Annotated in this window: 23 protein-coding genes and 1 tRNA gene; 4 read left to right on the plus strand and 20 right to left on the minus strand. The window is 60.6% G+C overall.

Annotation, left to right across the window (positions count from 1 at the left end; translation table 11 throughout):
* The first annotated feature begins 76 nt into the window (after positions 1-76).
* A complete protein-coding gene (locus tag KR49_RS10430) occupies positions 77-1,369 on the plus strand; it encodes a HEAT repeat domain-containing protein (RefSeq protein ID WP_043695062.1) in 1,293 nt (430 codons plus the stop codon).
* A gap of 70 nt (positions 1,370-1,439) precedes the next feature.
* Here KR49_RS10430 and mpeA read toward each other — a convergent pair whose 3' ends face one another.
* The 3 genes from mpeA to KR49_RS10445 all read right to left on the minus strand — a co-directional run bounded on the left by mpeA (position 1,440) and on the right by KR49_RS10445 (position 3,868).
* A complete protein-coding gene (gene mpeA / locus KR49_RS10435; protein WP_043695066.1) occupies positions 1,440-1,937 on the minus strand; it encodes a class 2 C-phycoerythrin subunit alpha in 498 nt (165 codons plus the stop codon).
* 41 nt (positions 1,938-1,978) lie between these two features.
* On the minus strand, positions 1,979-2,524 hold the full coding sequence (locus KR49_RS10440; RefSeq protein ID WP_043695069.1) for a bleomycin hydrolase: 546 nt from the start codon (positions 2,522-2,524) through the stop codon (positions 1,979-1,981).
* Between the two features lie 150 nt (positions 2,525-2,674).
* Positions 2,675-3,868, minus strand: a complete 1,194-nt coding sequence (locus KR49_RS10445) for a HEAT repeat domain-containing protein (RefSeq protein ID WP_043695072.1) — start codon at positions 3,866-3,868, stop codon at positions 2,675-2,677.
* A gap of 78 nt (positions 3,869-3,946) precedes the next feature.
* Between KR49_RS10445 and KR49_RS10450 the strand changes: the two genes are divergently transcribed.
* Together KR49_RS10450 and KR49_RS13390 are read left to right on the plus strand one after the other, a co-directional pair.
* A complete protein-coding gene (locus KR49_RS10450; RefSeq protein ID WP_043695075.1) occupies positions 3,947-4,252 on the plus strand; it encodes a hypothetical protein in 306 nt (101 codons plus the stop codon).
* Positions 4,253-4,281: 29 nt separating this feature from the next.
* Positions 4,282-4,845 (plus strand): Nif11 family protein, encoded by a 564-nt coding sequence (locus KR49_RS13390; protein ID WP_253912751.1) that lies wholly within the window; start codon positions 4,282-4,284, stop codon positions 4,843-4,845.
* Between the two features lie 6 nt (positions 4,846-4,851).
* On the opposite strand, the gene KR49_RS10465 is transcribed toward KR49_RS13390, so the two are convergent.
* The 12 genes from KR49_RS10465 to KR49_RS10515 all read right to left on the minus strand — a co-directional run bounded on the left by KR49_RS10465 (position 4,852) and on the right by KR49_RS10515 (position 13,571).
* Positions 4,852-5,160 (minus strand): hypothetical protein, encoded by a 309-nt coding sequence (locus tag KR49_RS10465; protein ID WP_043695078.1) that lies wholly within the window; start codon positions 5,158-5,160, stop codon positions 4,852-4,854.
* A gap of 27 nt (positions 5,161-5,187) precedes the next feature.
* On the minus strand, positions 5,188-5,802 hold the full coding sequence (locus KR49_RS10470) for a chromophore lyase CpcT/CpeT (protein ID WP_043695081.1): 615 nt from the start codon (positions 5,800-5,802) through the stop codon (positions 5,188-5,190).
* 15 nt (positions 5,803-5,817) lie between these two features.
* On the minus strand, positions 5,818-6,354 hold the full coding sequence (locus KR49_RS10475) for a phycobiliprotein lyase (RefSeq protein ID WP_043695084.1): 537 nt from the start codon (positions 6,352-6,354) through the stop codon (positions 5,818-5,820).
* A complete protein-coding gene (locus tag KR49_RS13960; RefSeq protein WP_156957180.1) occupies positions 6,351-6,521 on the minus strand; it encodes a hypothetical protein in 171 nt (56 codons plus the stop codon). Before KR49_RS13960 ends, KR49_RS10475 begins: the two co-directional genes overlap by 4 nt.
* Before the next feature lie 119 nt (positions 6,522-6,640).
* Entirely contained in the window at positions 6,641-7,375 is a 735-nt protein-coding gene (locus tag KR49_RS10480) for a phycobilisome rod-core linker polypeptide (protein WP_043695086.1), read from the minus strand.
* A 101-nt stretch (positions 7,376-7,476) separates the two neighbouring features.
* Positions 7,477-9,114, minus strand: a complete 1,638-nt coding sequence (locus tag KR49_RS10485) for a phycobilisome rod-core linker polypeptide (RefSeq protein WP_043697343.1) — start codon at positions 9,112-9,114, stop codon at positions 7,477-7,479.
* 113 nt (positions 9,115-9,227) lie between these two features.
* On the minus strand, positions 9,228-10,112 hold the full coding sequence (locus tag KR49_RS10490; RefSeq protein WP_043695089.1) for a phycobilisome rod-core linker polypeptide: 885 nt from the start codon (positions 10,110-10,112) through the stop codon (positions 9,228-9,230).
* 150 nt (positions 10,113-10,262) lie between these two features.
* Positions 10,263-10,958 (minus strand): pentapeptide repeat-containing protein, encoded by a 696-nt coding sequence (locus KR49_RS10495; RefSeq protein ID WP_043695092.1) that lies wholly within the window; start codon positions 10,956-10,958, stop codon positions 10,263-10,265.
* Between the two features lie 4 nt (positions 10,959-10,962).
* Positions 10,963-11,721 carry a phycobilisome rod-core linker polypeptide gene (locus KR49_RS10500; protein ID WP_043695095.1) on the minus strand — a complete coding sequence of 253 codons (759 nt, stop codon included), beginning with the start codon at positions 11,719-11,721 and terminating at the stop codon, positions 10,963-10,965.
* A gap of 72 nt (positions 11,722-11,793) precedes the next feature.
* On the minus strand, positions 11,794-12,369 hold the full coding sequence (locus KR49_RS10505; RefSeq protein ID WP_253912752.1) for a phycobilisome polypeptide: 576 nt from the start codon (positions 12,367-12,369) through the stop codon (positions 11,794-11,796).
* Entirely contained in the window at positions 12,366-12,797 is a 432-nt protein-coding gene (locus KR49_RS10510) for a hypothetical protein (RefSeq protein ID WP_043697349.1), read from the minus strand. The genes KR49_RS10505 and KR49_RS10510 overlap by 4 nt, the downstream gene beginning before the upstream one ends.
* Positions 12,798-12,902: 105 nt before the next feature.
* Positions 12,903-13,571, minus strand: coding sequence for a TVP38/TMEM64 family protein (locus tag KR49_RS10515; protein WP_043695098.1), 669 nt, complete (start codon positions 13,569-13,571; stop codon positions 12,903-12,905).
* A gap of 117 nt (positions 13,572-13,688) precedes the next feature.
* Here KR49_RS10515 and KR49_RS10520 point away from each other — a divergent pair, with 117 nt between their 5' ends.
* Entirely contained in the window at positions 13,689-14,078 is a 390-nt protein-coding gene (locus tag KR49_RS10520) for a hypothetical protein (RefSeq protein WP_043695101.1), read from the plus strand.
* Here KR49_RS10520 and KR49_RS10525 read toward each other — a convergent pair whose 3' ends face one another.
* The 5 genes from KR49_RS10525 to KR49_RS10545 all read right to left on the minus strand — a co-directional run bounded on the left by KR49_RS10525 (position 14,079) and on the right by KR49_RS10545 (position 16,799).
* Positions 14,079-14,318 carry a hypothetical protein gene (locus tag KR49_RS10525; RefSeq protein WP_043697352.1) on the minus strand — a complete coding sequence of 80 codons (240 nt, stop codon included), beginning with the start codon at positions 14,316-14,318 and terminating at the stop codon, positions 14,079-14,081. It lies immediately after the preceding gene.
* A 22-nt stretch (positions 14,319-14,340) separates the two neighbouring features.
* Positions 14,341-14,413: transfer RNA gene (locus tag KR49_RS10530), tRNA-Phe, on the minus strand.
* 30 nt (positions 14,414-14,443) lie between these two features.
* On the minus strand, positions 14,444-15,076 hold the full coding sequence (locus KR49_RS10535) for a ComF family protein (RefSeq protein ID WP_253912753.1): 633 nt from the start codon (positions 15,074-15,076) through the stop codon (positions 14,444-14,446).
* A 31-nt stretch (positions 15,077-15,107) separates the two neighbouring features.
* Positions 15,108-15,383 (minus strand): DUF2470 domain-containing protein, encoded by a 276-nt coding sequence (locus KR49_RS10540; RefSeq protein WP_043695104.1) that lies wholly within the window; start codon positions 15,381-15,383, stop codon positions 15,108-15,110.
* A gap of 150 nt (positions 15,384-15,533) precedes the next feature.
* A complete protein-coding gene (locus KR49_RS10545; RefSeq protein WP_043695108.1) occupies positions 15,534-16,799 on the minus strand; it encodes an FGGY-family carbohydrate kinase in 1,266 nt (421 codons plus the stop codon).
* Position 16,800 lies beyond the last annotated feature (1 nt).

Raw genomic sequence — 16,800 nt, forward strand, 5'->3', positions numbered from 1 at the left:
CTTCCTTACGACAGTGAGCCCGGTGTTCCGGTGAGTGGCGGCTCCTGCAGAATCATTGCCCAGGCACGACGCATGGATGGCTGGAGCTTTTGACAACATTCATCCGGGTCTTTCTCAATGTGAGGCGATCCGGCTGCTGACGGCGCCCATCGATGAGCTTGAGTCGCAAAGCGATCCATACATGGCTGCTGCGCACCTGATCAATTTCCCGGGAGATGAAACCGAATCGGCCCTGCTTGCCCTGGTGCAGAGCACGGATCAGAGTCAGCCGCGCCGGCTTGCCCGACGCAAAGCGGTGGAAGTGCTCGGACGTCTCGGCTGTGTCGACGCAGCATCAGCCATAGGCGACTGTCTTTGTAGCGATGACCCCTATCTCGTCGAAAACGCTGCCTTCGCGCTTCAGCTGCTGGATTGCCGCATTCCAGAGATTCACGGTCGGATGATCGAGCTTCTGCAGGATCCGTCTCAGAACCAGCGCGTGCTGGTGCAAAGCCTCGCAGCCTTGGATGTGCAGGACGCACTCCCTGCCATTCAGAACCTTCAGGATGCCGAGCATTCCGGGGTCCGTGGGGCTGCCATCAGTGCAGCTGTGCGTCTCGGTGGCCCCCGAGATCTCCTGAGCGCCTTGGGGCCACTCATGCTGAGACCCAACCAGATGGATCGTCAAACGGCGATTCAGGATGCCATCAACGCCGGTGGACAGGAACTGTTGCCGCAGATTCTTCGAGCGCCGGTGTCTCCGGTGTTTCGGATGAGAGCGGTTCGGGCTCTCTGGCCCGATGGAGCACAGGACTTCAACGGTTTGGAGCTCACTGACGTTGTCGATGCACTGCTCCAGGACCGCCCCCAGTCCCTTGAGCTGGTGCATGCCTACGACCAGGAGCCAACGGACGCCTTCTTAATCCAGGAATTCTTTGGAACGGATTTCAGTCGCAGCTATCTGGCCCTTCAGTCTCTTCAGAGTCGGTCTGCCCAAGAGCTCTGGCCCCTGCTCAAGCAGCGCTGGGATGAGGAGGCTCACAACGATTACGGAGCCCACTATTTCTTCGTTCGTCTGTTCGGTGCGATCAGCTCTTGGCCTGAGGCTGCCCAGCCCCTGATCCGAAGCCTCCTGGAGGAGGCGATCAACACACGTCGTCCGCAGTTCATGAAATCCAAGCCTGCAGCGGTGCTCGCAATGGGAGCACTGGGAATGACCGATCATCCCGGCTGTTTCGAGGTCTGGCTTAGCCCAGACAGCACCCCTTTCTGGGAAGTGCGGTATGCCGCTCTCATGATCGCGCCAGCGGGGTTGGCGTCCCAGGCGCTCTCGGATCCCGAGCCTTATGTGGCAGCGAAAGCGCAGATCGCTGTTGCTTCAGCGCGTTAGCCATGAAAAAGGGGCGGTTGAACCGCCCCGTTGCGCATGATGGATCGGGATCCAATCGCTCGGCTGAGAATCAGGCGAGGGAGTTGATCACGTAGTCGAGAGCAGCGTTGTACTCGGTCAGAGCCTGGGGGCTCAGGTCACGAGGAGCGCAGCCGTCGTTACGCATTTGAGTGAAACCAGCAACGTAGGTGCCGGGGTCGATGCTGAGGGCCTTGTAGACCTCGCGCTGACCGTTGATGGCCAGTTCGTCCAGAGGGCCGGTGCCGCCAACAACCAGGGAGTAGTTGATCAGACGCAGGTAGTGGACGAAGTCGCGCTTGCACTTCTCCTTGCCTTCGGTGGCGCACTGGCGGGGCTGACGGCCGGTGGCACCGTTGGGGTACTGGGTGTAGACGGCGTCCACAGCGCGCTGGGCGATGGCGTCGTAGTTCTGAGCGATCTTTTCAGCGGCCTCGAGGCGGGCTGCTGCGCGCTGCAGGGAACCTTGCACAGACTCCAGGTCGGAGCTGGTGGGGAAACGGGAACCGCTGTCAGCGGCGCCGATGACGGTGGTGAGAACGGACTTCATTGGTTTAAAAGAAGGATGTGCTTAAAAAACTTCTAAAGGGCTCAGCTGATGGCGCTGATCACCATGTCGAAGTAGGAAGCAGCTTCAGCAGACAGTGCGTTGCAGTCGCCCTGGGTGACGGGCATCTTGCGCTGCTCACCAGTGGTGTTGTTGGTGTTGGTGATGTGGGCGCAGGCGGAGGCCTTCATGATCGCCACAGCACGGGAAGCAGATCCGGCGGGAACGCCCAGAGCGGCGTAGGTCTCGCGCAGACCGTTCAGGCAGCGGTCCTGCAGCACGGAAGCATCGCCGGCGAGCAGGGCGTAGGAGACGTAGCGCATGATGATCTCAGCATCACGCAGGCAAGCAGCCATCTTGCGGTTGGTGTACACACCACCGTTGGGAGCAGTCAGGCCGGTGTTCTCGCAGCAGATGCCTGCAACGGAGTCGGACACCACGCAGGAAGCGTTGGCGGTGATGGCGTTCACGGCGTCCAAACGCTTGTTGCCTGCGGCAATGAATGCCTTCAGGTCGTTCAGCTGAGCGCCACCGATGAAGCTGCCGCTGGAATCAGCGGATACAGCCTGCCTAGAGAATGCGTCGAGCATAATCAAATGCTAAGGAGAGGGGGTAGATGCGATGCATCACCCCGGGACCGTACGCCGATGCGAATGGATCAAGGGTGAATGCTTCAGGCTTCTCAATACAAATTTGCACTGCAAAAAGAAAGAAAAACGAAAGAACGAATTCATTGCGGCTTAGGCAAGGTGCAGCAGAGCGCGTTCGCAGCTCCATCGCAGTGGTTGCCAGGGATTCGATTCACTGAGCGCTTGGAGGGCTGAGCGCTGATCGCCGAGCCCGAGCCGCAGGCAGCTCCAGGCCGCGGCCACTCTGGACTTGGCGTATTGAGGAGCCGTCTCAGCCAGAGCTTCACGAACCAGGTCGCTTCGTTCGTGCAGGTGAAGAAGACCTGTGCAGCTGGCCAGCAGATAGTGCACGCCGTAGTCGCTGCCGAGACTGGACCGCAGCCCGTCGATCAGGTTCAGCTGCCCCTCTTTCGGCAAGGTCATCAGGGCCTTTGCCGCCGCGTACTGACGTGCCTCATCCCTGTGTTGCAGGCCGTCCCGAATGGCATCCTCAGCGGCCTCCGTCGGGGGCAGGCCATCCAGATCAAGGCGGCGGGGGTCGTCCTGAAGCAGTTGTTCAAGGAGATCCACCGCCTTCGGTTCGATCGAGCCACGGCCGGTCGTTGCCATCAAGAACGCGCTTTTGGCGCGCAATGGCATCGAAACGGGGCAGCGGATCAGGGGGGCCAGCGCTTCGACCCGTCCTGCATCGCCGAGATCAATCACAGCTGCCCGCCGCCGTCCGGGGTTGTCGTCCTGCAGCTGACTGATCAATGGAGAGAGACCGTCGGGGTTGCCCTCAACGCGCACACGATGTGCATGGGCGGCTCCCGCGACAAGCGGGTTGGTGTCCTGACGGCAGCGATCGATGGCGTGATCGCGATCGGCCATGCCAAGTCTGGTGAAGGCCTGGATCACTGCCCTCCTCTGATTGTCCGGTCCTTCGAGGGCCCGGATCAGCTCGGCTTGTCCATTGATGTCGACGGGGATGCCGATGCGGGCGATTGCATCAGCGGCGTTCACCACCGTGGGTTCGTCGTCGGCCCTCAGGGCATCCAGGAGCACCGGAAGGGCTTTGGGGTTCTTGCGACGGCCGAGGGCGTCCAAGGCCTTCCTTCTCGTGATGCGCTCGTAGAGGTCGTCCGATGGATTGGCGCCTGCTTCCAGCAGGAGTTCAAAGGATTCTGCAGACGTGCAGGCTCCGAGGCGTGTCGCTGCCAGATATTTCAGTCCAGGATTGTCGAGCTCGCTTGGCTTCCTGAGAAGGGTGGACCTCGCTGTCTCTTCACTCATTCCAGAGAAAAGAGTGTCGAAGCGCTCGCTCATTGATGTTCGGGAGGAGGGAGGTGACGCGAGATCATTGATTGGACCTATGATCACTTGCCTGTTGGAGGATAAAGCCAGATGGCTGCAACAGAGAAAGCCGCGCAGGAAATTCGCCGCTTTCTTGATCAACATGAGGATGGCTCAGCGTTGAATGCAATAACAACGCTTGAAGATCTCAATCATGTGATCAAGGATTGTGGAAGTTGCTTGAGTGGTGCTCTGATTCCGTTGGAGCAAGCCCAGCGCCCTCCAAAGATTCTGGTTGAATCCGGTCATACTGAGGCAGGCATTGCCTGGCGAACTCTGCAATGCCCTGGCGGACCACTGGTGCTGCAAATGATCTGTAAGCAGGTTAACTTTGCCCTTTGGATTCAGGAGTGCTGAAGGTGGCAAGTGCAGAGCTGGAAAGATTTGTGCAAGCCATTGTTGATGACCACGGCTTGGCTACAGGGATCAAGACGCTCGGTCATCATTACGACATCGTTGCTTACGCCAACATTCGCGGTTACACCATCAGCCTCCCTGAGTGGGGGCGTTACGTGGCCATGGACGCGCTTCAAGCTTCGGATGCAGAGATTGCCTTGATGCAGCAGGCGGATCCGGCTCATTGGAGCTGGGCTTTCCGCCAGTTGTCCCGGTGGCGTTTGTTGCTGATGGACGGAGCCGGCAGCGAGGGCCTGCTGGGACCTGCCGATCTGTCTGTTCCGTCTCAACCCACCATCCATGACGGTTCCAGTTCTGTGCCCTCAATGCCTCTGACTGATGATCAGAAGGATGCGGCTTTGCGCTCATTCATCGAGCTGGTTCGTTCGCGGCCAGACCTCAAGGATCAGGTGAAGGGAGCGCGCACCCAGGATGAAGTGATTGCGTTGGCGGATCAGCAGGGGTTCTTCATCGATTCACTCACGTTGTTGCGCAGCTGGAGTCAGGTGTCTGATTTCAGTAAACCCACCTGGTTCGGTTGGTTTGATGATTGAACTGTTTCAGCTGATTTCTGCGTAACGCGTTTGAGTGGTGCCACGTTTTGCCCAATACGTCACGAGGGCTTCACCACCGGGTCTTGGTACGGCAGCCGTGGCGCGCAGAATCTTGAAGGTTCGTCGCGGACCCATTGGCCAGTTGCCTGCAGCAGCAACTTTGCGCACTCTCCCACCAAGCTGCTCGATGCACTGTTCGAACTTGTCAAGGTGGGTCTGGTCGACGGTCTCAAAGATGAAATCTGTTCCCTCGCAAATCAGATGCTGGGAACGGATCCAGGCTTTCAGTTGTTTTTCGGCATCAGAGAAAGCCATTGGTTTCCGTTGAGATCTGCCGTTGGATCACCAACGAAGCCAGTGCTCTTCGAGGTCATCTCCGAGGTAGGCGACACGCTTGAACCGAAGAGGACCATGTTCTGATCCCCAGCGCTGCTCATCTGTTTCCGGATCGAAGCCCCTGTCGCGGCTGACCCAGTCTGTGGCATTGACATCCACTTCGCTAACCAGATAGGTGAGTTGACCATCCCGTGGCACCAGGCACTTCTTTCCAGGTTCAACTTCACCTTGATAACGACCTGCTTCGATCTCACGGAAGTGCATGCCGCAGCCGCAACGTGGCTTGAGCGAGTCGGGTTTGAGGCTGTTCAGCAGCTCGGGACGCTGGCCGGCCCCGGCGAGACGGATCGGATCCGCAAAGCCGAAATTTTCCACGATGAAGTGCTGGCCGTCTGCGGGAAGCAGCCGGTGAATGCCCTGCCGGTAGGGACGCCAGGGATCATGGTCGTAGCTTTGTTCGGAGTAAAAACCAGGAGCTTTCAGCACATCCCAGGGGAGCGGTCTGAAAAAAATATTGATGTGAGCAAAGTCTTTGGGATTGCTCTGGGCTTGTTCCCTGTTGCTGTAATGCCCTGCCAGGGTTTTGGCAAAGCGCAGCAAAGAATCGGTGGTTGGGCTCATAAGGATCGTCCTGCTTCAGCTCGTCAGACGACGCACCTCTGAGGCGAAGGAGGTCTGCAGAACGCCAGAACCTGCCGAAGTACGCAGGACAGAAGACCTGCAGCGCACGTTCTCGGAGACGAACCAGATGCGTTCCTCCGCAATGGATTGCTCGTAAGCCGTTGTCAGTACAAAGGTTCCATCACTAAGGAAGGAATAGCTGGACTCAGCAGGAGCCGCTTCGGCGTAGCCAACACTGCGCAGGAGCTTCCCCGTCGTTTCATCCAGAGGCAGGGGCACAATCAGGCAGGAACCTGACGACACCTCACTGGGATCATCCGGCTCCCAGTCACTTTCGGCGGCCCATTTCATTTGAAAGGGGCTGGAGACCTGTCGGTCTTGATCCAGATTGGATGCAGCTAGGAGTTGTGCAATATCTGAGTCTGTTTTTTTGATTCGCGTAATCTCAACTTCACTCAGGACATCTTCAAATTGCTGAAAAGCGAGGGAGTGGCCTGATCGCATGGATCGCCACTTTCCCTCGCTTTGAGCAACGAATTGCTCAATGTTCATTTGGTGCTGGAATCTGAATCAGGCTGGGTTTCTGGACGACTGTTCTGCACCATGTTGACCATGGAGTCGATCATCATCGACATCGCCATGGGAACAGTGGAAACAGACGACTGGAAGCCCTGATTCGATCCCTGATGCGTATGGGTGGGTTGACGAAGAATGGGCATGATTCAGTAGAGGGCGGATCCTGGGTTGCTGATCTCCCGAAGGCTCCGAGCGATCTCGTTTGCTTCTTGGGCAATCATCGCTGACCGATCCGGCCATGAGGGCCGGATCGGTCGAAGGATTAAGCGTTCGCAATAGTAAGAATGCGACCACCCTGGGCCTGAATGCTCTGGATCGTCTTCGACAGCGACGCATAGCTCACAACCGAGCGCTGAGCCGAGCGACGCGCTGTGCCCATTTGCACCTTTGAGGTCCAGCTGATCGAGAAGCGTTTGCCCCCTCCGACAATCTTCCGGGCCCTCACGGCGGTGGGGTTGGAACGGGAAGCCAAGCTGATCTGGAGAACGGAAGCCCTGTCGGCATCAAAGCCGGCGAAGCCAGGATCCAGAGCCTGGGTGCGTTGGTAGGCCACCGTGCTCTCACCAACAACTGTGGTGGCGGTGCGGGCGTAGGGAACAGTGTCGATCCCGAAGTTGTTCAGGTACTCATCGCTGTAGGTGTAGCTGGCGATTTCGGCTTCAAAGCCTTCATCGGCCAGGCGGCGCACGTGAGCGCTGATTTCGGCCTGATCGCGAGGAGGGCGGCCCATCAGATGCTTGAAGTTGAGCTCAACAAAGCGGTAGGGGCCGTTCTCCTCGAGAAACAGACGGCGGTAGGTGTCCGACTGGGCCAGAGCTGTGATCAGGCCCTGAACGGTGAGGTCGCCGTTGATGAAGAGCGCCTCGATGGAGGGCTGAACATCCAGTTCCATCAGGTAGCGGTTGCCGAAAACCTGGCGGTAAGCCGCGCGAATGATGTCGGCGGCATGGCTGCGGTCCTGGTTGGCGGTGCTGGCCAGGGTGGCGGTGGCGGTCATGAGGGGAGGGGAGCGGAAAAGAGGAGGCCTCCGTTGCCACGCTGATGTGGAGGAGGCCCCGGGTGTTCAGGGACGGTTGGGTTGATCGCTGGGATCAGCGATCACATCACCTCGGTGATGGAGATGATCCGTCCGCCGCGGGCGTGGATGTACTTCATCTGGCTGCTCATGTCTTTGCCTGACACCAGATAACTGGCGTTCGGGGTGCGTTGACGGCCCCCACGGGGCTGAGCGTTGACGACGATCCGGAACCGCTTGGTCGTTGCGGATGGCGATCCGGAAACGGCACCGTTGCGGTTGGCGCGCACTGTCGTGGTGCGCCAGCCACTGGGGACAGTGTTGGTGGCCACGGACCTGACCAGAGAGGAGCTGTTCAGGACGGCATCGCTGGCAGCGAATCCTTCAGCCAGGGAGAGGTGGCGGTTGAAGGCCAGCTGCGAGCGGCCCTGTTCGGTGCTGATGCGCATGTAGGGCACCGTGTCCTCACCGAAGGTGGACTGGTACTCAGCGCTGTCGAGATAGCTGTTGATCTCGGCCTCATAACCGTCGTTGGCCAGGATCTGAATGTGCTCACTCAGTTCGGCCTGGGAGACGGGGGCCCGTCCCAGCAGGTGCTTGAAGTTGAGTTCAACGAAGCGATAAGGGGCGTTGGTCTCGAAGAAACGCCGGCTGTATTCCGGTGACAGGGCAAGGGCACGCACGAGCTCCCTGGTGCTGAGGTATCCCTCGGCGAATTTGCTTTCGGCGGACATCGCCCGCTCCGATTCCATCAGGTGGGGATTGCCCATCACCTGGCGGTAGGTGGCGCGGATCAGGCCATTGATGGTGTCCGCGGTATCACCGGGGCAACGTTGGAAGATCTCCTGCTCCCGCTGGCCGAGGCCAAACGAGACATAGGAGTCGTTGCGGATCGGGGTGAAATCGCCGCCGTCGCTGGAGGCACGCTTCTTCGGTGCGAAGCGCACACCGCCGCCTGAAGCTCCCGCGGAAACACCGCGAACCGCGGAAGGAACTTGGATGTAAGGCGTGTTGCCATTGGCCAGGGCGTTGCTCAGCTGGCTGCGGGCACCCACGGCGCTGTCACTGATCGCGAATCCACGCTCCAGTGCTGCCATGCTGGCGAAACTGCTGTTGGGAATGCCCGCTGCGGAGGTGAAGGATCGGGTGTACGGCACCACGTCATCACCGAACACCTCGGCGTACTCAGCACCGTCGACGATGAAGTCGATCACGGCGTCGTGACCGCCGCTGGCGAGCAGTGTGATGTGGGCGGACATCTCCGCCTGGTTGATGGGCGGACGACCCAGAAGATGCTTGAGGTTCAGCTCGATGCCGCGCTGGGGAGAAACACCCTCGAAGAAGCGAGCCCGATAGAAGCTGGACTTGGCTAGGCCGCGCACGAAATCACGGACCGTGAGTTCGCCGTTGCCGAACTGCGCTTCCAGGGATGCGGAACGCTCGTTGTCCATGACATGAGCGTTGCCGTACACCTGGCGGTAGGCAGCGCTGATGGCGGTGGCCAGTGCGGCGGCGTCATTCGGGGAGTAACGCTGAGCGGTGACGCCATGGGGGCAATCCTCATGATTGCGGGGGCCGATGGCGATTTTCATCGTCGCGCAGGACTGGCGAAGGAATTCGCCGTTGCTCAGGGCCGGTTTGGCAGCTGCATTGCGGTTGCTGCTGAATGAAACCGGACCGTCATTCAGAGATTCGGCACCAAAGCCTTTGGAGGCGGACATCGGACTGGAGGGTGAGGGGGAAAGGTGGGTGGTGTTGCGGAGGGGGAAGCAGGCGGTCGCCGACCTCATGCGCGAAGGTCGGCGATCAGCGCCAGGGCATCACGGTGAAGGCGTCAGTTCACGGGCGTGATGCTGGAGATCTTCCCGCCCTCGGCATGAATGCGCTTGAACTGCTCGGAGAGCTTGTCGAAGGGCACGAAATACACCCGGTTCGAGCGGGTGTAGCGGGAGATCCGACGCACGTTGTTGGCGCTGTAGGCCGTGACTTCCACGCGGTAGGTCTTGCCTTGTTCGCCGGCACCAACGCCGTGGCGGGTCGGTGCGTCCTGAAGATTCTTGGAGGGGCGGAAGCTCCAGCCGCCGGGTTCCGTGGAGGAGGGGGCCACCACGGCCATCGGACGGTTCTGGTAGGCGTTGCCGCCGAGCTTGCTCCGGATGCCGGAAAGGTCGCCCTTCAGGCTGCTGCTGCTGTTGCCACGCAGCAACTGGAAACTCCAGGTGAACTCCTGCAGGGTGCCGCAGGATTCGGTCTTCCAGCCTCGCTGGTAGGGAACCGTCCACTCGCCGAAGGTGTCCTGGTAGTCGCTGCTGTCGAGGAAGCTGTCAATGTCAGCGTCGTAGCCGAGGCTGTCCAAGCGCTCGGCGTGGGCGCGCATTTCATCGAAATCGACAGGAGCGCGTCCGAGCAGATGGCGGAATGCCAGCTCGATGTAGCGGTAACGGGAGCAGGCGTCGAAGAGCCTTTCGCGGTAAAGCTCGCTCTTGGCGATGCGACGCACCAGCTCGCGCACGCTGATCTCACCGAGCTTGAACTGTGATTCGGCTACCAGCTGGCGCTCGCTTTCCATCACGTAGGCGTTGCCCAGCACCTGCTTGTAGACAGCCCGAATGATCTGTTCTTTTTTGGCGTCGTCGTCGCCGGGAATCAGCTCAAGAGGAGCTTCGCTCTCTTGTGAAAAACGCTCGACCCCGAGGAGCGAGGCAGGACCGAAAGGCATGGAAACCCAGACGTGTTCGCCAAGCCATGGTCATTCAGAAGTGCTGGCCAGAGCCGAGTTCTTTATAAACCTCAATCAAATATGTCCGAATGTTGCGTGACATGACGCTTTTGCCCCTGCTGTGAGGGGGCGAGCGGCTCAGATGCTCCGTCAGGACAGGCTTTCGAGGCTGTCTCTCGTGGTGTTGCGCGTCAACGGATTCCAGCAGTCCAGTTCTTCGAACGGACGGGCCAGCAGTGAGTCGCGCTGAGGGCCGAGGCCTGTTGTGAGGGAGAAGTCCGCTCCCTTGATCGATTCCGCTCCGTCGAGTCCGGCTTCGGTGAGGTCGGCGCCGCGGAAATCCGCACCGTCGAGCTGGCATGTTCCGAAGCGGGTGCCTCGGCACATCGCTCCACGAAGGATGGCGTCGCGCAGGTCTGAGCCAACAAATCGGACGCCGTCGAGGATGGCCCCGCTGAGATCGCTCCCGCTGAGATAAGCGCCCATTAGCACGGCACCTCGCAGATCCATGCCTCGCAGATCCGTGCTGTTCAGGAAGGCTCCGCTCAGTTTCGCTCTCGGTCCAACGGCTCCGCTGGTGGGCAGGTCAATGCCTGCGGGCACGCGCGTGGCGTCGTCGTAAAGGGCCAAGCGCAGATCGGCGTTGTCCATCCGGCAGCTGGAGAGATCGCTGCTTCGCAGATCGGCTCGGCAAAGGTTGGCGCCCCTGAGGTCAACGCTGTTCAGCGTGCGACCCCGCCAGTCGGCTCCCCTGGCATCCACCGGAGCTTGGAGGTTGTCATCTGGAGAGGTGAGCTCCGGCGGTCGCCAGCTGTTCAGATTCAGGGGTGAGGAAGGCGCCGTCAACGGATCAGCTGCGCAGCATCGAGAAGGCGATCGTAAGGATCACACGTCCCAGTTCGAAGCCGCCAACCACAGCAAAGCCCAGCCAGAGCTTCAGGGCGAAAGCCGGAGGCTGGCCGTTGACCCAGGCTGCTGAGGTCTGGAGCAATTGCATCTGGGCGGCCTGATCGCTCGGGGCCCGATCCTGAAGCGAGTCGCGCCAATCGGATCCGTAGCGGGGGAACTGTTGGTAGATCGGAGTTTCCCCCAGTGCCCGACCGGGAAGCACCCGCGATCGCTGCTGCGGGACGAGGTCATAGCCGAAGCTGTCCATGTATTCCCTGCTGTCCAGCAGGGAATCAATGAAGTTGGTGAATCCCTTCTCTCCGATCACAATCGACCAGGCCCGACGTTCGGCATCGCCGTGAACGGGCCTGCCGAGAACGCGCCCCACGACCTGATCGACCATCCGGTAATTCGAGCTGCACTGGAAATAGCCCTGCTGGAAACGCTCCGAGAGCAGCAGGCCCCGGATGAAATCGCGAACGGTGATGTTGCCGCTTCGGAGCTGTGACTCCAGAAATGGTTCGCGATCACTGCTCATGGCATGGAAGAACACCTGCCGGTAGGCCTTTTCAATCACGCTGTCCATATCGGACCGGGCGCTTTCATCCCCAGCGGCAGAGGAGGCATAAAGCTGCGATTGCACTGTGCTGCTGTCACCGGCCAAGTTGCTGACACGACTGTTCTGCGTGCTGAGCGGGTATCCAAGGAGTGGGATGGCCATGGAATGTGCCGTGAGTAGAAATACCTGCCGTAGATCTTCCCCTGATTCTTCGCCATTCCTGACACTCTCTTATCAGCTCTTAACTGCAGCTTTGTTGAGCTGTGCGCTCAGGTGTTGGAAGCAGGCGCTGACCAGCTCATGATCTGCTTCCCAAGAAAGTCCCTCCAGCACAAGCGTTTTCAGTTGATTCAGAGCGATGTTCAATCCCTCTGTGGGCACATTCATCCGCTGGTACAGCTCACGAAGCGCGGCCATGCCGCCTTGATTTGTGAAGGAACTCTGGTTGCAGGCCACGGCATAGACGATCACGCGCAGGAAGTTCCAGCAGTCCCGCCAGCAGGCCTCTGCCCTTTCGCTTGGAAAGAGGGCACCCCCTGGTTGCACCAACTGCGGCTGCTGTTCCAGCAAGTGGGTTCGTGCCTTGTTCACCAGGTCATCCGCCTGGCTCTGGAGCTTGCTGGGGAGTGCCGTATCGATCCCCGACTCACGGCAGATGCACAACAGCTCCGCTGATGTGAGCTGGCGACGGTCCAGGTCGGCGGCGGCAAGGATGCGTCGCGATTCTTCAGGCAGGTTGGGGTCCGAACTCAGGCCTTGCACCTGAGCCCTCTGAATCAGAGCTGCCAAAACGGAGTTCTCAGGAATCAAGGGTGGATGGTGGCAACAGGAGTGGCGATCAGCCACCCATGGCGCTCCAGGTAAAAGGCCCACACCAGGTCGTCCCCCAGGCCAGGGCATCGATCGATGGCCGCCCTGGTCAGGGATTCTGGAATTCCCAGCTCCTGCAGGAGCTGGGAAACCGCTGCCGGTCCGGTGGCCGTGGCGCTGCGGATGGCGGATCCCACCACCCAGGTGAGTCGTGTGTCTTTGAGTTCACCGGTGCTCTCTTCGCAGGCGAGCAACAGCCTGGTGGAGTGGATCTGCTCCTGTTGGCTCAAGGTTTCGCGCCAGAGCTTGATGTTCTCGTCGCGAAGGTTGATCCGGAAACAACCTTCGTCCACAGGAAGGTCCAGCTCACCACTACGGCCGGCCTGCACTTGCAGCGCTTCAATTCTCGGATCAGCCAGCGCGCTCATCGAGAACAGGCCCCATTCCGTCAATGTAACCAGTGTTCCTGACTTTCATTACCGCGGTCACCGCAACGTGTGATTTGACATGCGGGCGGTCTTGACTCGGGGTCGTCAGCTTGGATCCAGCGGCGTGTCTGGGTTGTCGTTGTCGGTTGATTTCCGCTTGAGCAGTCCGGTCACCGTGGCGAGAGCAAACATGGCGAGCAGCGCGACGCCAAGGGTGACGCTGGCGCCCTGAGCGACCCCTGCACCCACGGCCACGAGGATCGAATCGCTGATCAGCACGCTGATCAGCAGGGCCGGAGCGAAAAGGCGCCAGTGCGTGCGGCTGATGCCGATGGCATAGCTCAGAAAATCGAACAGGCCTGTCATCAGCAGGCCGGTCATCAGAAAGAAGTTTCCCTCAAGCTGATTTTTGCTGAAGCCATCGATCCGCTTCATGGCGCTCGCTCCCACAAGCCGGCTCACCGGACTCCGTCCCCAGCGGCGGGCAATGAAGAAAGCCGCGCTGCAGAACACCAAATCCGAAAGGATGATCGTGAGGTAGCCAACCTTGAATCCGAGCAGGGATCCGGCCAGCAGGGAATACACGGAACTCGGCAGGGCCGGCAGGATGATGCTGATTCCGCGCAGGAGAAACAGGCCGAGGGGCGCCCAGAAGCCCATCTCATTCACAGCGCTCTGCAGTGGTGCGATCCCGTATCGCTGTAGGTAAACGACGGCAACAACGAAGATGGCGACCCAGGCGCTGACCTTCAGCCCTGTCTTCAGCCTGGACATCTCCTCAATCGCTCGAAAGCCCTGGGAATGTAGGGCAGTCATGGCCTGCGCTTGTGCCGTGGACACGGGCCTCAGCATCGATACCATCGGCGAGATTTCTCAACACGAGGCCAGCCGGTGATCACCTCCTCTCCTCGCACCGCGTTCGAGCAGCAGCTGTGTACCCAGCTGCTGAGCCTCAGCGAAGTGACAGAGACGCTGGCTGATCGTGTGATGGTCTTGGAGGCGAGGCTGGCCGAGGTGGAAGGCCGTCAGGTGGCCGATGCGGAGAACGAGGCCATCCGCATTGACGCCGGTGAACTGCTCTCCGCCAGTGAGGAGAAGGTCCGTCTGCTGCGAGATCGGCTGGCTCCCGTTGAGGTGGTGCAGCTTCAGCCGAAGGCCGTGATCGAGGACGCGGTTGATGCCATCGAGTCGGTCGATGAAGACGAGAGGGTGGAAGACGAGGCGATCAGCGATGACACCGAATATGTGGACGACCCGCAGATCGATCTGCTGTCGGCCTGATCAGTTCAGCTCGAGCAAACGAATTCGGAAGGCAGCCACTTGCCTGGCCATGTCGGGCGAACTGATCAGAAAGGGATGATCTCCCATGGCGGACAGCACCTGTTCGAGGTGGTCGCTCTGACTGACTTCCGGGTCGCTCCCGGTCCTCAGCTGCTTCCAGGTGCGGTCGAACACCATGGCGAAGCTGTCGGCGTTGTTGAAAACGCGATCGGTGCCTGCATCCGGAGAGATGAATGACACAGCAGTTTCGGCATCGGTGTGATGCCAGGACCCAGATTTGAACTGGGGACACGGCGATTTTCAGTCGCCTGCTCTACCAACTGAGCTATCCCGGCGCGTCGCCTGAGCGACATCGGTAGCTTAAATCACCGCCGGAGACCGACGGCGGGGGTTCGGCCCAAACAGACCAGGCCAAGAACGCGATGGCCGGCATGCTCCAGGGCCTGTTTCGCCGCCAGAGCTGTTCCACCGGTGGTGAGAATGTCGTCGACCAACCACAGTTCCAGGGTGGTTCCACCTGCATCGGCCCGGAAGGCACCGCTGAGGTTGCACAAACGCTGCTGCCGGCCAAGGTGATGCTGACCGGCGCTGGCCCGGGTCCGTTGCAGCAGATCTGCTCGGACCGGGCCCAGACCTCTGGCGATCAGATTCGGAAGAGGGTTGGCTCGATGGTGTTTCCAGCTGGGGATCGGAACCAGCACAGCCGCGTCGACCATCGGCAGGGTGGCCCGAAGACACCCGATCAGCGCGGACAACCCGCGATCGGCGGGGCGGCGTTTCATCTGGAGCAGCAGACGTCGGAAGGCACCTTCGTAGTGCGCCAGACCATGCCAGGGCAGAGGATCGTGCCCCTGGAGACCGTCACGCAGCTTGAAACGTGTGAGGCACGGCGGGCAGATTTCGGGGTCCTCTGAGCCTGAGCTGAGTGGGTGACGGCAGAGTCGGCAGGTTGGCTGGATCAGCAGTGTTCTGCCAAGCGTTCGCAGAAGATGGTTCACAGACCCAGGCTTGCTGCCGAAAGGATTCCCCTCAGGACTCGCGTGCAGGCATGGCCCGAAGCATGGCCACCAGAGTCCGGTGGGCGTCTTCGCTGTCGGTGAGGGTGTGATCGAAGGGAATGCGCAGTGTCTGGCCGTCCACGTCCAGCTCCATGTTCGTCGCGGTCACGGTCAGCATGCGGGCGGCTGATGCCGCATTCACGCCGCCGTAGTGGTGGGCATAGGCCAGCACCGCCTCGGCGTGATCTTCATTCATGTGCTTGCAAATCCGAGCGCTGACGGCATCGGTGAGCGGATCAGCAGCCATGGCAGGGGATGGAAATCACACAACTCTGGCAGCAGCTTCAGGCGAAACGCTGCCAAAGAAGCCATCCGAGCCGGATCGCACTGAAGCCCACATAGCTGGCCAGCACCACAAACAGCCCAATCGCCAGGGCATCGCGCAGGTTCGTGGGCATCATTCCATCTCGAAGCGTCTGGATTCTCTCGCCTGCAGGGCCAACAGGGCCAGCCGGGCCACCCCGGCTGCTGGAGGTTGGCGGCAGCTCACCACCGGAAGGCCAATCCGGCGTTCCCTGATGCGACGCCACTGGGGGTTGCGGGCACCGCCCCCAAGGCTCACCACCCGAGTCGGTGGATCTGCACCGAGTTCCGTCAAGCGGGCCCAACCCTTCGCTTCAATCTCCGCCAGTCCCTCAAGAAGCCCATGCAGGTAGAGCGCATCGCTGACCGGTCGTGGCTCCAGAACCGGCTGCAGATCAGGGTCGTCCACGGGAAATCTCTCCCCCCTCCCTGGCAACGGCCGCAGCGTCAGGCCGCTGTCGCGCTCAGGGTCGATCTGGCGGCTCAGCTCTGCCAGCAGATCGTCGCTGAAGAAGCGGCGCAGCACTCCACCGCCGGCATTGGAGGCGCCGCCGCATAACCATTGGCCTCCCACCCGATGCACGGTCACCCCCGCTCCTCGGATGGGTGCAGCCATGAAGCGCTTCATCACGAGGGTGGTCCCCAGGACCGTGACACCGTCATCGGGGCCAGGATCGGCGGCCAGCACGGCAGCGTTCGAGTCCGTCGTGCCAGCCACCACCTGCAGCCCATGGGGCAGGCCCAGTTCATCGGCGCGACCGGCATCGATGATCCCGAGAACGGCTCCGCTGGCTCGAACCTCAGGGAGTGCTTGTGCCCATTCCTGGGCTGCGATTCCGGCTGGCCAGCTCTTGCTGTCGAGATCCCACCCCAGGCGCAGATTGTTGCCCTCCTCGCCCCATCGCCAGTCATCGAGCAGCCAGCCGTTGATCCAGTCGGCCTGATGACGCAGCAGAAGCTTCGGACCGAGCTGATCGATGAGATGCAGTGCCCTGGCCACACTGCCGCTGCTGCTTGAGGCAGGCCCCCCCTGCGGCACCAGATCATGGATGCGTTCGCCATGTTCCGGGTATGCCCGGGCATAGCTGAGCGCTTCCGTCAGAGGGACCCCGCGATGGTCGCAGGCCAGCAGGGTCCCTGATGTTCCATCCACCGCCAGAGCACGCAGGCAGGCGCAAAGAGTGTCTGGAATGCTGTTCAGGAGCGAGCGGCAGGCCTCGAGCCAGTCATCGGGGCGTTGGATGCCTTCGGCGTAGCTGGTGGCCTCCGTGTGCAGAAGTTCGCGGGCGGCATTGATCACCGCCACCCGCACACCGCTGGTCCCCAGGTCGATGCCCAGGACCAGCGGTTCGTCCTGCATC

Source organism: Synechococcus sp. KORDI-49 (genome assembly GCF_000737575.1).
Taxonomy (GTDB): domain Bacteria; phylum Cyanobacteriota; class Cyanobacteriia; order PCC-6307; family Cyanobiaceae; genus Parasynechococcus.